General features: G+C 76.3%; 10 protein-coding genes. 2 read left to right on the top strand and 8 right to left on the bottom strand.

The genetic code is table 11. The features are described from left to right. Positions 1–61: 61 nt before the first annotated feature. Genes V5D56_RS15250 through V5D56_RS15260 form a run of 3 tightly spaced genes read right to left on the bottom strand, consistent with a single transcriptional unit; the run spans position 62 to position 7,004 of the window. Positions 62–4,195: a PHP domain-containing protein gene (locus V5D56_RS15250; RefSeq protein ID WP_435736136.1), complete on the bottom strand. Its 4,134-nt coding sequence runs from the start codon at positions 4,193–4,195 to the stop codon at positions 62–64. Next, a complete protein-coding gene (locus V5D56_RS15255; protein WP_435736137.1) occupies positions 4,195–5,943 on the bottom strand; it encodes a DNA polymerase Y family protein in 1,749 nt (582 codons plus the stop codon). Before V5D56_RS15255 ends, V5D56_RS15250 begins: the two co-directional genes overlap by 1 nt. After that, on the bottom strand, positions 5,940–7,004 hold the full coding sequence (locus V5D56_RS15260) for a hypothetical protein (protein ID WP_435736138.1): 1,065 nt from the start codon (positions 7,002–7,004) through the stop codon (positions 5,940–5,942). The genes V5D56_RS15255 and V5D56_RS15260 overlap by 4 nt, the downstream gene beginning before the upstream one ends. A gap of 215 nt (positions 7,005–7,219) precedes the next feature. Here V5D56_RS15260 and V5D56_RS15265 point away from each other — a divergent pair, with 215 nt between their 5' ends. After that, on the top strand, positions 7,220–7,780 hold the full coding sequence (locus V5D56_RS15265; RefSeq protein ID WP_435736139.1) for a YbhB/YbcL family Raf kinase inhibitor-like protein: 561 nt from the start codon (positions 7,220–7,222) through the stop codon (positions 7,778–7,780). A 75-nt stretch (positions 7,781–7,855) separates the two neighbouring features. Further along, on the top strand, positions 7,856–8,434 hold the full coding sequence (locus V5D56_RS15270) for a YbaK/EbsC family protein (RefSeq protein ID WP_435736140.1): 579 nt from the start codon (positions 7,856–7,858) through the stop codon (positions 8,432–8,434). A gap of 95 nt (positions 8,435–8,529) precedes the next feature. Here V5D56_RS15270 and V5D56_RS15275 read toward each other — a convergent pair whose 3' ends face one another. The 5 genes from V5D56_RS15275 to V5D56_RS15295 form a co-directional block, all read right to left on the bottom strand. After that, positions 8,530–8,970: a hypothetical protein gene (locus tag V5D56_RS15275; RefSeq protein ID WP_435736141.1), complete on the bottom strand. Its 441-nt coding sequence runs from the start codon at positions 8,968–8,970 to the stop codon at positions 8,530–8,532. Positions 8,971–9,110: 140 nt separating this feature from the next. Continuing rightward, on the bottom strand, positions 9,111–10,148 hold the full coding sequence (locus V5D56_RS15280) for a siderophore-interacting protein (RefSeq protein ID WP_435736142.1): 1,038 nt from the start codon (positions 10,146–10,148) through the stop codon (positions 9,111–9,113). An 80-nt stretch (positions 10,149–10,228) separates the two neighbouring features. Beyond that, the gene (locus V5D56_RS15285; RefSeq protein ID WP_435736143.1) at positions 10,229–12,406 is read right to left on the bottom strand and encodes an iron ABC transporter permease; all 2,178 of its coding nucleotides are present in this window, start codon (positions 12,404–12,406) and stop codon (positions 10,229–10,231) included. 53 nt (positions 12,407–12,459) lie between these two features. Then, positions 12,460–13,458 carry an ABC transporter substrate-binding protein gene (locus tag V5D56_RS15290; protein ID WP_435736144.1) on the bottom strand — a complete coding sequence of 333 codons (999 nt, stop codon included), beginning with the start codon at positions 13,456–13,458 and terminating at the stop codon, positions 12,460–12,462. A 100-nt stretch (positions 13,459–13,558) separates the two neighbouring features. Further along, positions 13,559–14,419 (bottom strand): ABC transporter ATP-binding protein, encoded by an 861-nt coding sequence (locus V5D56_RS15295; protein ID WP_435736145.1) that lies wholly within the window; start codon positions 14,417–14,419, stop codon positions 13,559–13,561. Positions 14,420–14,435 lie beyond the last annotated feature (16 nt).

The following is a 14,435-nucleotide window of genomic DNA, read 5'->3' on the forward strand; positions in this document are numbered from 1 at the left end:
TCCCGTGGTCCTCCTACGAGGAAGGAGCAGCCGCGCGGGACGCGTGATACCAGACGCCGGCTCAACGGAAGTCGCGCGACGTCGTCGACACCTGGAGCGAGAGCGGGGCGAGGTGCTCGGCGACGAGGTTCGTCGCGCCGTCGGCCCGCTCGAGACGACCCCGGACGACCATCGCCGCAGAGGCCCGCGCGACCTTGCGAAACCGGCGCCAGAGCCCGGCCGAGCACACGACGTTGAGGATGCCCGTCTCGTCCTCGAGGGACAGGAAGGTCACGCCGCGCGCCGTGCCGGGGCGCTGCCGGTGGGTCACGACGCCCCCGACGGCGACGCGCGACCCCGGCCGCGGGCGGGTACCGGGCGGCTCCCCCGCCGCCCGCTCCGCCTCGTCCGCATACTCGATCTCCTCCGCGGCACGCACCGCGCCCGCGACGGTGAGCACCCCGGCGGCAGTGAGCCCACCGCGCACGTGCTGCGTCGGGTAGGAGTCGGTCGACACGCCCGTGGCCCACACGTCGGCGACGGCGGTCTCGACGTCGGTCATCCCGGGCAGGGGCGGTGCCTCGACGCCGACGCTCACGCCCGGCAGCGTGTCCGGTCCTTCCTGGGACAGGGCGCCCGCGGCCCACAGGGCCTCGCGGCGTGACGTCCCGAGCGACTCCGTCGCGCCCGCGGTCGCCAGCCCTTCGAGCTGGGCGGTCGTGAGGTCGACGCGCCGCACGAGGTCGCGCAGGTCGGTGAACGGTCGGGGCCCGTCGTCGACCCACGACGACGCCGGGCCGGCGGGCGATGCCGCGGTGCCCTCGCCGTCGGCCCCGTCCCGGGCCGCGACGATCCGCTCGGCGGCCTGCTTGCCCAGCCCCCGCACGCTCGCGAGCCCGAGCCGCACCGCGAGCCCGAGGTCCGGCTCGGGCCCGAACGCGGTGTCGATCCGCGACCCCCCGCCCTCTCCCGTGCCCCCGTCCGCAGGCAGACGCTCGACCGTCGCCTCGACCCCCGACGCGTTGACGTCCGGGCGCAGCACCGTCACGCCGTGACGCCGCGCGTCGGCCACGAGCGACTGCGGCGAGTAGAACCCCATGGGCTGCGCCGCGAGCAGCCCCGCGTAGAACGCCGCGGGATGGTGCACCTTGAGCCACGAGCTCGCGTACACGAGGAACGCGAACGAGTACGCGTGCGACTCGGGGAACCCGAAGTCGGCGAACGCCTTGAGCTTGTCGTAGATCTGCTCGCCCACGTCCGGCGGGACCCCGTTCTTCGCCATCCCCTCGAGGAGCCGCCCGTGCAGCGCCTCCATGCGCTCGACCGAGCGCTTCGACCCCATCGCGCGCCGCAGCTGGTCCGACTCCGCCGGCGAGAAGCCCGCGACGTCGATCGCCATCTGCATGAGCTGCTCCTGGAACAGCGGCACCCCGAGCGTCTTGCCCAGCGACTTCTCCAGCAGCGGGTGGAGGAACGTCACCGGCTCCCGGCCCCGCGCACGGTTGATGTACGGGTGCACGGACCCGCCCTGGATCGGTCCGGGGCGGATGAGCGCGACCTCGATGACGATGTCGTAGAACTGTCGTGGCTGCAGCCGCGGCAGCGTCGCCATCTGCGCGCGCGACTCCACCTGGAACACACCCACGGTGTCGGCGGCGCACAGCAGGTCGTACACCGCCGGGTCGTCCTCGGGCAGCGTGTGCAGCTCCAGGTGCGCCCCCTCGTGCTGCTCGACCAGACCGAACCCGATGCGCAGCGCCGTGAGCATCCCGAGCCCCAGCAGGTCGAACTTCACGAGCCCCGCGTCGGCGCAGTCCTCCTTGTCCCACTGCAGGACCGTGCGCCCCTCCATGCGCGCCCACTCGACGGGGCACACCTCGATGACCGGGCGGTCACACATGACCATGCCGCCCGAGTGGATCCCGAGGTGCCGCGGCAGGCGCAGCATCCGGTCCGCGAGGTCCAGCACCTCGTCGGGGATCTCACCGTCCTCCGCGGCGGACGGCGGCCGCTGCTCGGGCACGACGTCGTGCGTGTCGTCCGCGCGCAGCGCGCCCTCGATCCTGTTCCTGTGGTCGCCTCGCTCCCGGTCACCTCCGGCCGGGGGGTGGGGACCGCGCTCGGGCCTACCATCCGGACCCTCGTTCCTCGGGTCCTCCCGCCAGGCCCGACCACGGCCCTCGGCGGTCCCCACCCCCCGCCCTCTGCCGTGCGCGTCGCCCTGGTCCTCGGCGAGAGGGTCGACGACGCGCGGACGCATCGCCCGGCCCGTCAGGTCGGGCGACCAGTCGCCCCGGTGCCCGACGTGCAGCCGCTCGCCGCGCCCACCGGACGTGGCACCGGTAACGACGCCCGACGCCGAGGTGGGGCCGTCGTCGCGCGAGGCGCCGTCCCGGAAGGTGCCGGCACGTCGGGAGGTGAGGCCGTCGTCGCCCGAGGCTTCACCTCGGGAGGTGCCGGTGCGTGGGGAGGTGGGGGTGGCGCGCGCGGCCGTGGTCGGGTCTGGCGGGAGCGGGCCGAGGGACGAGGCCCGCGGATGGTAGGCCGCGCGCGCCACCCCCACCTCCCTCCCAGGTGCCACCGACCCCGGAGAGACAGGGCCCCAGAGCGCCGCGACGCGCGCGTCCTTCTCGGCGGTCTTCGTCGCGATGTCCCGCTCCTTGGCGGCGCGGTCCGCCGCCGGCGACGACGGGTCCGGTCCGCGCAGGGAGCCCCACCGCTCGATGGACTTGCTCCAGGCGTCAGCCTGCCCGATGTCGTACCCGAGCGCCCGTGCGGCGTCGCGCACGGCGGACTTGGGACGGTAGGAGATGACGTTCGCGACCTGCGCGGCGTGCGTGCGGCCGAACTTCCCGTAGACGTGCTGGATGACCTCCTCGCGCCGCTCCGACTCGATGTCGACGTCGATGTCGGGCGGGCCGTCGCGCTCGGGCGCGAGGAAGCGCTCGAACAGGAGGCCGTGCTTCACGGCGTCGACGGCGGTGATGCCGAGCGCGTAGCAGACGGCGGAGTTCGCGGCGGACCCGCGGCCCTGCGCGAGGATGCCGTTGACGCGGCAGAACTCGACGAGGTCGTAGACGACGAGGAAGTACCCGGGGAACTCGAGGTCCTCGATGACCCTCAGCTCGTGGTCGATCTGCCGCCACGCGCCGGGCACGCGCTCGCTCTCGCCCGGCCGGGGGCGGGGCCCGTACCGGTCCTCGGCCCCGCGCCGCACGAGCTCGCGCAGCCACGTGGCCTCGGTGTGCCCGTCGGGCACGGGGTAGGGCGGGAGCCGCGGCGCGACGAGGCTCAGGTCGAACGCGCACTCGTCGCCGAGCGCCGCGGCCGTCGCGACGGCCTCCGGGTACCGGCGGTGGCGCGTCAGCATCTCGGCGGCGGAGCGCAGGTGCGCGGTGGGGGCGCCGGGCAGCCAGCCGTCCATGTCGTCGAGCGACGACCGGGCGCGCACGGCCGCGAGCGCCCCCGCGAGGTCGGCGTCGCGCGGGCGGGCGTAGTGGGCGGCGGTCGTCGCGACGAGCGGGAGCCGCGCGTCGGCGGCGAGGTCGGCGAGCGCGTCGTGCAGGTCGGCGGTGCGCGGGTCGTCGTGGGCGGTGATCTCGACGGCGACGTTCCCGGCGCCGAAGACGGCGACGAGCCGGTCGAGCTCGCGACGGGCCTCGGCGCGCCCGGAGGTGACGAGCGCGCGGCGCACGGCGCCCTTGCGGCACCCGGTGAGGACGAGCCACTGCCCGTCGGCCTCGTGACCCAGCTCCTCGAGCCGGTAGTCGGCGGCGCCCTTGGTCCCGGTCGCGAGGTGCGCGGTGGCGATCGCGCGCGACAGGTTCCGGTAGCCCTGGGGGCCGCGCGCGAGGGCGAGCAGGTGGGTGGCGCGCGGGTCGGGCACGCCGGTGGGCGGGTCGAGCACGGGTGCGCCCGACGGCGCGCGCCGCCCGCGCTGCGCCCCGCGCCCGGACGGGTTCCCGGCCGTCTCCCCCGCCGGGCCGGCGGGGACGGGCAGGTGCAGCTCCGCGCCGAAGACGGTGGGCAGCGACACCTTCGCGGCGGCCTGGGAGAACCGGACGACGCCGTAGAGGCCGTCGTGGTCGGTGATCGCCAGCGCGGACAGCCCCAGGCGCGCGCCCTCGGCGGCGAGCTCCTCGGGGTGGGACGCGCCGTCGAGGAAGCTGAACGCGGAGTGGGCGTGCAGCTCGGCGTACCGGGGGGCGCGCGGCATCAGTCGTACACCCCCTCGACGGTCCAGCGGCCGCGCGTGCTCGCGAGCAGCAGCCCACGGCCGTCGTCGAGCAGCACCTGGAGGTGGACGCGGCGGCGGGGCGCGGGGGCCCACCAGCGCTCGGCGACGGGCCACGGCCCGGCCCAGTCGACGACGGCGCGCTCCTCACCCGCACCCGTCTCGCCCACCCTCTCCGGCGTCCGCCGGGCCGTCCCGGTCGCCTCGTCCGCGGGGCACCGCACGCTCGCCGGCTCGCCGCTCATCGCGAGGCGCGCGTCGACCACGACGGGGCGCCCGGCGTCGTCGAGCACGACGGCGTCCTGCGGGGCGGCGGGCACGACGGCGGGGGCCGGGCTGGGCAGCGCGCCGGGCCAGGGCCGGTCGGGGTCGCGCGGGAGCGCGACGTCCTCGCCGAACGGGGCGAGGTGGACGCGGTCGGCCGCGTCGCGGCCGCCCTGGACGCGCGCGCGCAGCACGGCGTCGCCGCCGAGCAGGCCCTGGACGCGGCCGAGCGCACGGTGGGCGCGCTGGTCCTCGCCGCTGGAGGCGCCCCACAAACGCGGCTGCTCGGCGCCCGCGGGGACGACCTCCTCGGCGGTGAGGGCCAGGCGCGCGAGGGGTGCGCCGTCGGGCACGGCGACGGTGCCGCCGGGCCGCCCGGCGGCCCGGAGCGAGGCCGTGGTGAGCCAGCCCTCGAGCTGCCAGCGCACCCGGTCGGTGATGCGGGCCGGGCTCAGCACGCCCGTGGGACCGTCGAGGCGCCACGTGCGCTCGAGGTCGTCGCCCTCGGTCGTGCGCGCGGTGATGCGCAGCCTCCCCGCGACGAGGGACCGGGTGACGAGCTGGTCGTGGAGGTCCTCCGCGAGGCGGCGTGCGGCGAACGTCGCGACGTCGACGCGCTCGGCGGGCGGGTCGAGCTCGGTGGCGACCGCGACGTCCGGCTCGACGCGCCGCCGGGCGGGCGGGCGCAGGTCCTCGCCGCGCGCGAGGCGGTGCGCCCACGCGCCGGTCTCGCCGAAGCGTCCCTCGACGGTCGCGGCGGGCAGGGCGGCGAGCGCACCGAGCGTGCGGACGCCGAGGCGGTCGAGGAGCTGGACGAGCTCGGTGACCGCGACCGCGACGTCGGGCCGGGTGGCGACGTGGACGAGGTCGGCCGCGGGGCGCGGCGCGAGGAACGCCGCGGCCTCGCCCCGCGGCACCGTCACCGACGAGCGCGCGGCGAGCACCGCCGCGAGGATGCCGTCGGCGACGCCCACCTGGGCCTCGTGGCCCGTGCGCTCGACGACGCGCGCCACGAGCGCCTCCGCGAGCGCGGCGTCAGAGCCGTGGTAGCGGCTCGCGCCCGTGGCGGGCAGGAGCAGCAGCCCGGGCCGGGTGATCTCCAGCCCGGCCACGACGGACTCCGCCGCGAGCGCCACGGGCTCGAACTCGCGGGCGTCGCGCGCGTCGTCGACGTCGAGCAGCTCGAGCTCCGGGCAGCACTCGCGCGCCCGACGGCGCCGCATCCCCCGGCGCACCCCGGCGGCCCGCGCGGTGGCGGAGACGGCGACGACGCGGCGGCCGTCGTGCGTCGCGGCGGGCACGTGCGCGGGGATCTCGCGGACGGCCATCGCGGCGAGCACGGGCCAGTCCGGGACCCACAGGGCGGCGGTGCGCGTGGGCGCCCTGCCCACCACGTCGGTCGCGGGCTGACCTGCCTGCCCTGCCTGCCCGGAGGCAGGCCTCGGGCCACGGGTCGGGCGGCTCATCCCACGAGCCTCAGCCGGTCCGCGCGCTGCGTCAGGGCGACCGGGTCGTCGGCCGTCCGCCGGTCGGCCGCCGTCGCGCTGTCGCGCTCGACGAGGTACGCGGGCCAGTCCCGGCGGCCGAGCGGCAGCTCGACCTCGAGGTGGACCGGCCGCGCCGCCCCCGCGCGCCCCGCACGCTCGACGCGCAGCGTGCGGCGACGGAGCCAGCCCGCGCCGTGGTCGGCGCCCGACCAGGCCCCGCCCGTCACGGTGAGCGCGACGTGCGCTCCGGGCCACGTGGTCGCGGCGAGGAGCACCGTGCCGCGCTCCCTCGCCCGCGCGACGACGCGACGGCGGTCGGCGTCGACGAGCGCCGCCGCCGGGCCGACGACCACGACGTCCATCCCGTCGACGAGCGCCGCGAGGGCGACCGCGGCGTCCGGCCCCGGGCGGGGCACGAGCGCGAGGCGGCCGAGGTCGACGCCGGCGTCCGCGGCGGCGAGCAGCCCGACGTCGGGCAGGCCGACCGCGGTCGTCCAGGCCCCGGCCGCCGACGCGCCCGCGACCAGCGCGAGCAGCAGGCTCGTCGAGCCGCGCACGGCGAGAACCGTGCCGCGCTGGAGCGCGCCGGTGGGCAGGAGAGGGGCGAGCGCGTCCTGCACGGGCCACGACCGCTCGTCGGGCGCCGTCGTCCGCGACGGCTCGCGCGGCGGGACGCGCACCGCCGGCACGGTGGGCACGGCCCGCGCGTCGGTGCGCACGTCGGTCCGCGCGGCGGTGCGCACGTCGGTGGCGCGGTCGCGGAGGACGGCGACGGGCGTGACGGGAGCGAGGGCCGGCGTCGCGAGAGGGCGACGGCGGTCGTGGTGGCGCACGCCTGCGCGCTCCTCCGCCCGGCGCAGCGCGGCCCGCGCCAGGGCGGCGCGCTCGGCCCGGCCTGCGTCCTGAGGTGTCGGGCCGACCGGAGGCGTCGGGCGCTCGGCCGGATCGGCGAGGACGGTCATCTCGCCTCCAGGTCCTGCTCGTGCTCCACGGCGCTCGTCGGTCAGGACGAGCAGCGTCTCGAACAGATGTTCGAACATCTCCAGTGTTCGACCGCCCCGTCGGCCCTGTCAACTCCGCGGGGTCGGGTCGTCGGCTTCGTCCGAATGCTCCTCCTCAACCCTCGACCATCGGTCGAATGTTCTCTGCGCCGCCCTCGAACCCTCGACCTTCACCTGAGGGTCACTCTTCCCCGGACCCGGCGCCGCGTGCTCCGCGAGATGCCTGCGGCCGTCCGGTTCGGCACGATGTGGCCATGACCTCTGTGGACCTCGACTCCCGTCCGACCGCCCCCGACCCCTACGACCGCCTCCCCGCGGTGCCGTCGTTCGCGCTCACGAGCACCGACCTCACCGAGGGCGAGCCCATGCCCGCAGCGCACGTCGCCGCGGAGGGCGACCGGTCCCCCGCCCTCGCGTGGTCCGGCGCCCCGGAGGGGACGCGCTCGTTCGTCGTGTCGTGCTTCGACCCGGACGCTCCGACCCCCGCCGGCTTCTGGCACTGGACCGTCGCCGACGTCCCCGCCACCGTGACGTCGCTCGAGAGCGGCGCCGGCGCCCCCGACGGCTCGGGCCTGCCCGACGGCGCATTCCACGTCCGCAACGACGGCGGCGAGCCCGGCTACACCGGCGCCGCGCCGCCCGCGGGCGACCGCCCGCACCGCTACGTGTTCGCGGTGCACGCCCTCGACGTCGACTCGCTCGCGGACGCCGCGGGCCTGGGCCCCGACGCGACGCCGACCGCGGTAGCGTTCAACGCGCTGTTCCACACGCTCGCACGCGCGACCCTGACGGTGACGTACCAGGTGCAGGACTGACCGCCGGCCGCCTGGCCACCCTCCACCCACCCCTCCGGACGGGTGCCGCCGTGCCGCCGACCACCGGAAGGACCCATGGACGCCCCCGCCCTCCCCACGCTCGGCTCCCTGCGCTGGGAGCCCGCGCTCGACCACCTCGACCTCGTCGCCCCGGCGACGGCGGACGCGCTGCGGCGCTGGGCCGACGTCGATCCCGACGTCGCCGCCCTGGTGGCCGTCACCGAGATCGACCCCGACCTCGCGGACACCGCGACCCTCAACGAGACGTTCGCGCTGCCCGTCGAGGCGTCGGCCAACTGCGTGGTCGTGGGCGGCTCGCGCGCGGGTGACGAGAGGATCGCCGCCGCCGTGGTGCGCGCCCACACGCGCGCCGACGTCAACACGCGCATCCGCAAGCTCCTCGACGTGCGCAAGGCGTCGTTCCTGCCGACCGACCGCGCGACGGCCGAGTCCGGGATGGAGTACGGCGGGATCACGCCGATCGGGCTGCCCGAGGGGTGGCGGGTCCTCGTCGACGCGCGCGTCGTGACCGACGGCGAGCTCGCGCTGGTCGGCAGCGGGGTGCGCCGCTCGAAGCTGCTCCTACCGGGCGCGCTGCTGGGCCGCCTGCCGGGCGTCGAGGTGGTCGACGACCTCGCCGTCCCGGCCGGCTGACCTGCCGGTCCCGACCTGCCCGGCGCCGACCTCCCGCACGGACGCCGAGGGCCCCGCCGGACGACGTGAGCTCACGTGGTCGCCGCAAGCGCGCCTCAGCCGCCGGTGAACATGGAGATGGTCAGCTCGGCATCCACCGCCAGGCACGGCTCGCCGAGCGCGGTGAGCGCGTCGTTCCAGGCGTCCGACCTGACCCCGACCGCCTCCTGCAGGTCGGCGATCCCGCGGCTGACAGCACCGTCCCCGCTCGACGGGATGCGGTCGAGTGAGCGCGTCGCGACGGCGTACCAGCCCTGCTGCTCCTGGGCGGCCATGCGGCCCTCGCTCAGGGCGACGTCTGCGTTCTCCACGATCGTCATCACGTCGGAGACAGCCGCGCACGCGGCAGCGTCCTGCGCCACGGCGTCTCCGGGCGCGTCGACCTGGGCCACCTCTCCCGTGGGTTCGGGTGGCTCGCTGCTCGCGCTGCTGCAGCCAGCCACCAACAGCGCCACCAGCACCAGGGCTGAGCCCCCGGCCGCCCTGCTTCCTCGCATGAACGCACCCCCGTCGTGACCGTGTGTGGCCAGAGACTACACACAGCACGACGCCCTCAGCTCGCTCCCCACGTGAGTACGTCGTGCGACGACCCCTGGGAACCGCCCCGATGCGGCGGGGCCTCGCGCGTGGAGAGGCCTCAGCCCTCGGCGCGGCCCTGGCGCCAGTAGCCCATGAACGCGACGGCCCGGCGGTCGACGCCCAGCTCGGCGACGAGGTGGCGGCGCAGCGTCTTGATGACGCTGGCCTCGCCCGCGAGCCACGCGTACAGGACGGTCTCGTCCTCGAGCAGGGCGGGGACCTCCCACAGGATGGACGCGTCGACGTCGACGTCCTCGAGCGACTCCGCGGTCGTGCACTGCGTCGGCGGGTCGGTGCCCAGCACACCGGCGGCGAGGATCCGCTCGGCGGCCTCCTTGACGGCGGGCACGAGCAGCGCGCCGTGCTCCGCGTGCGTGCGGTCACCGGCCACGTCGTCGGTCAGGTCGTGGGGCGCCGCCTCGGCGTCGCGCGCCAGGAACGTCACGCGCACCCCGGGGGGCGCGACGAGCGTGCGCGCGTCCTGCACGTGCGGCACCTCGACGTAGACCTCGCCCCACGCGTCGGCGGGCAGGTCCTCGCAGATCGCGGCGATCGCGGGCAGCGCGGTCTCGTCGCCCGCGAGCAGGAGCGCGTGAGCACGTGCCGGCGGGTGGAACTCGATCCCGCCGGGCGGGCCGTCGAAGCGAGCGTCCGGGCCGAGCAGGACGAGCGGCGTGCCGACCTCGGCGTGCAGCGCCCACCGCGAGGCCGGTCCGGCGTCACCGTGGAGCACGACGTCGACGTCGACCTCCCCCACCTCGGGGCGCACGGCGACGGTCGTGTAGGTGCGGAACGGGTTGCGCCGCTCCTCGGGCTGGGCGCGCCACGCGGCGTACCAGTCGTCGGAGCGCACGAGGTGCTCGTAGCCGCCGTCGGGGGCGGGCAGGACGAACTTGATCCGCACGTCGCGGCCCGGGTCGGCGAAGTGCGCGAGCTCGGGCCCGGTGAACGTGAAGCGCCGGTAACTCGGCGTGAGCTGCTCGATCCGGGCGACCGCGACGTCGAAGAACTGCCACGGGCTCGTGGCCCGTGCCGCGGCCCGCGCGGCGGGGCGACGACGGGCGGCGGTCCGGGGCGTCTCGACGGTCTGACTCACACAGGTGAGGCTAACCTACGCAGTGCGGCCCGGGTCAACCCGTCCGGGCTCCGGACCTCCCGGGGAACCGGTGATCCGCGTCACGCACCCCGGCCCCGGCTGCGCCAGAGCAGGTAGACGAAGTACGGCGCGCCGAGCAGCGCCGTGCCGAGGCCCGCGGGGATCTGCTCGGGCGCGATGACGACGCGCCCCAGCGTGTCCGCGACGGAGACGAGGAGCGCACCCAGGAGCATCGCGACGGGGATCACGCGGGCGTGCCGCGCGCCCACGAGCGCCCGCGCCGCGTGCGGGGCGACGAGCCCCACGAACGCGAGCGCGCCGATCGCGCACACGGCCGCGGCGGTGAGCAGGGCGGCGGCACCGAGCAGGAGCAGGCGCGTGCGGTCGAGCGCGACGCCGAGGACGCGCGGCGTGTCGTCGTCGAGCGCGACGACGTCGAGGTCGCGGCGGTGCACGGCGGCGAGCGGCGTGATGACGAGGAGCGCGAGCGCGACCGGGAGGAGCTGCTCGAGCGTGCGCCCGTACGTCGAGCCCGAGAGCCAGGTGAGCGCGAGGTTGACGTCCCACGGCGCGACGACGACGACGAGCAGCGTGATGAGGGCCATGACGCCGGCCTGGGCGCCGATGCCGATGAGCACGAGCCGGTCGGAGCTCAGCCCGCCGCGGTACGACAGCCCGTAGACGAGGCCGAACACCGCGAAGGCCCCGACCGCCGCGGCGGCGGACATCGGCCAGATCCCGACGCCCGGGACGAGGAGGATCATCGTCACGGCCCCGAGCCCGGCACCCGACGTCACGCCGAGCAGGCTGGGCTCGGCGAGCGGGTTGCGGCACACGGCCTGCACGATCGTGCCGGCGAGCGCGAGCGCCGCGCCGGCCAGCAGGGCGGCCAGCACGCGCGGGACGCGCTGGTCGAGCACGAAGGTCACGTGCCGCCCCGCGGCACCGTTCCACCAGTTCGCGACGTCGCCGAGCAGCACGACCCGGTCGCCGAGCAGGAGCCCGGCGACGGCCGCCGCGGCGACCGCGAGCGCCAGCACGACGAGGACCACGATCACGGCCCGGCGCGAGCGTGGCCGGCTCAGCGCGCCGTGCCCGCCGCGGGCCCCGGAGCCGGAGTCGCGCAGACGTCGCGCGAGCCAGATCAGCAGGACTGCGCCGAGGACGGTCGTCACGATCCCCGTGGGCACCGCGATGGACAGGATGCCCGGCAGCAGGAGGCGCAGCAGGACGTCCGCGCCGAGGACGACGACCACGCCGACGACCGCGGCGAACGGCAGGAGCAGCACGTGCCGCCCGAGCCCGGGGACGCGGCGCGCGACGAGCCGCGCGACGACGGGGGCCGCGAGCCCGACGAACCCGACCGGTCCGGCGACGGTCACGGCGATGGCGGCGAGCAGCACGGCGACGAGGACCGCGACGACGCGCGTGCGGCGCACGTCGACGCCGAGGACGGTCGCGGCGTCGTCACCGAGACCGAGGAGGTCGAGGCGGCGCGACAGGACGAGGGCGGCGAGGACGCCGACCACGACGACCGGTGTGGCCATCGCGACGGTACGGGTGCCCGACTGGACGATGGACCCGCTCCCCCACGCGAACAGGCCCATCGTCTCCTGCTCGAACAGCACGAGCAGGACCATCGTCAGCGAGTGCAACGCGAGCATGATCGCGGACCCGGCGAGCACGAGGCGGGTCGGCCCGTCGGCACCGCCGCGCGCGAGCACGAGCACGAGCCCGGCCGCGGCGAGCCCGCCGAGGAACGCCAGGCCGCCCTGGAGGTAGAACGGGATCGAGACGCCGAACGCGGCGACGACGACGACCGTGAGGTACGCGCCCGCGTTCACGGCGAGCGTGTCCGGGGACGCGAGCGGGTTGCGCGCGACCGACTGGAGCACGGCGCCCGCGACGCCGAGCGCGACGCCCAGCAGCAGGCCCGCGAGGAGCCGCGGCACGCGGGAGGCCACGAGGACGGCGACGGTCTGGTCGACGCCGTCCCCGCCGGTGGCCAGACGCAGGAGGTCGAGCGGTCCGACGTCGGCCGTGCCCTGCGTGAGGTGCACGGCGGCGAGGACGGCCGCGACCACGACCGCGACGACGAACGCCCCGGCGATCCCGAGGCGCGACGTCGGCACGCGTGCTGCCGTCGTGACGGCGGGATCGTCGCCGCGGGCGGTGTCGGATGTCGGCACGGCGGTCGGAGCCGGGTCCTCCAGGAGGAGGGTGTCCGGCTCCGCCGTCGTGCGCTCTCGCCTCGTCACAGTCGTCTCGTCAGCCTTCTGGTCGCGGGCTCACGCCCGCGGTGGTGGGAGGGTCAGGCGGTCAGGGCGTCGACGACCGCGTCGGCGTAGGCCGCCGCGGACAGCGGGCCGCCGAACATCCAGATGCCGTCGGGCAGGCGGTGCACGTCGCCGGAGACGACGAACGGGAGCTGCTCCCACACGGCGTTGCCCGCGAGGCCGTCGGTGAACGGGTCGGGCTCCGACTCGCTCGCGACGTAGAGGAACTGCACGTCACCGAGCTGCGTCAAGCCCTCGACGTCGGTCTGCGCGAGGCCGTAGTCGGGGTCGCCGCCCTCGGTCCAGGCGTTGACGAGGCCGAGCTCCTCGCCGATCGCGCCGAAGAACGACCCCGGGGTGAACATGCGCACGGACACGGCGCCGTTGGTGACCCAGCCGTCGGCCATGACGAACTCGGCCCCGGCCAGACCGCCCTCCTCGAGCGCCGCCGTGGCGTCCGCGATCGTCGCGTCGTACTCCTCGAGCGCGGCGGTCGCCTCGTCCTCGCGGCCCGTGACGGCACCCAGGGTCTCGACCGTGGACCGCATGTAGCCGATCGGGTCCTCGCCGTCGGAGCCGCGCAGCACGAGCACCGGCGCGACCTCCTCGATCTGCGCGATGACGTTCTCCGGCAGGTCCGTCGTCGTGACGACGAGGTCCGGCTCGAGTGCCGAGATGGCGTCCAGGCTGGGCTCGCCGCGCGTGCCGACGTCGGGCGTGCTCGCGTCGATCGGCGCGACCGTGTCCCACGTGTTGTAGCCCTCGACGTCGGCCTGGCCGACGGGCTCGACGCCGAGCGCGACGAGGTTCTCCGTGAGGCCCCACTCGAGGGAGACGATCTCGGTCGCGGGCGCGTCGAGCGTGTGCTCGCCGCGCTCGTCGGTGTACGTCACGGGGCCGGAGGCCGCGTCGGTCGCCCTGTCGTCGGTCGCGGCGTCCGCCGGGTCCTCGGTCGTGCCGCACGCGGCGAGGGCGAACGTCGCGGCGAGGGCGAGGGCCCCCGCGGCGAGGGATCGGGTACGGGTCGAGCGCATGAGTGTCCTCACAAGTTCGGTGTAGGTGCCGGGCGCGACGGTGCGGCAGGAGGCCGCGCGAGACCCGGGCGTTGCGGGATGAGGGACGTGCGGAGGGCGGTCAGGCGAGCACGGCGGCGCCGACCCGGGCGGCGTGCCGCCCGAGCGGCTCGCAGCACGTGCGACCCGTGAGCGGGTGGGTGTAGACGTCGACGTGGATGCCGTACACCTCGGTGAGGAGCTCCGAGGTGAGCACCTCGTCGGCCGGCCCGGCCGCGCGCACCACGCCGTGGTGGAGCAGGACCACGTGGTCGGCCACGGAGGCGGCCTGGTTGAGGTCGTGCAGGACGACGCCGACGGCGACGCCGTGCTCGGCCGCCAGGTCGCGCACGAGGTCGAGCAGCTCGACCTGGTAGCGCAGGTCGAGGTACGTCGTGGGCTCGTCGAGCAGGAGCACGCCGGTGTCCTGCGCGAGGCACGTCGCGAGCCACACGCGCTGCAGCTCGCCGCCGGACAGCTCGTCGACGCCGCGGTCGGCCATCGCGGCGACCCCTGTCACCTCCATCGCGTGCGTGATCGCGCGCGGGCCGTCGGGGTCGTTCGCGCGGAACCGCCCGCGGTAGGGGTGGCGGCCGTAGGCGACGACGTCGCGCACGCACACGCCCGACGGCGTGGGCCGGCTCTGGGACAGCAGCGTCACGCGCCGTGCGAAGTCCTTGGGGTGCAGCGCGAGGGCGTCGGTCGCGTCGTCGAGCGTGACGGAGCCGGCGTCGGGCCGGTGCAGGCGGGCCAGCGAGCGCAGGAGGGTGGACTTGCCCGACCCGTTCGGCCCGATGAGGGCCGTGACCTCGCCCGGGACGAGGTCGAGACCGGCGCCGTGCACGACGGTCCGGGCGTCGTACGACAGGTGCAGGTCGTGGCCGGACAGCGCTGCGGCACGGGGCCGGCGCGAGGTCGGGGACTCGACTGAGGGTGCACTCACAAAGGTGAGGCTAATC

The organism is Cellulosimicrobium sp. PMB13, assembly GCF_051294865.1.
Classification (GTDB): domain Bacteria; phylum Actinomycetota; class Actinomycetes; order Actinomycetales; family Cellulomonadaceae; genus Cellulosimicrobium.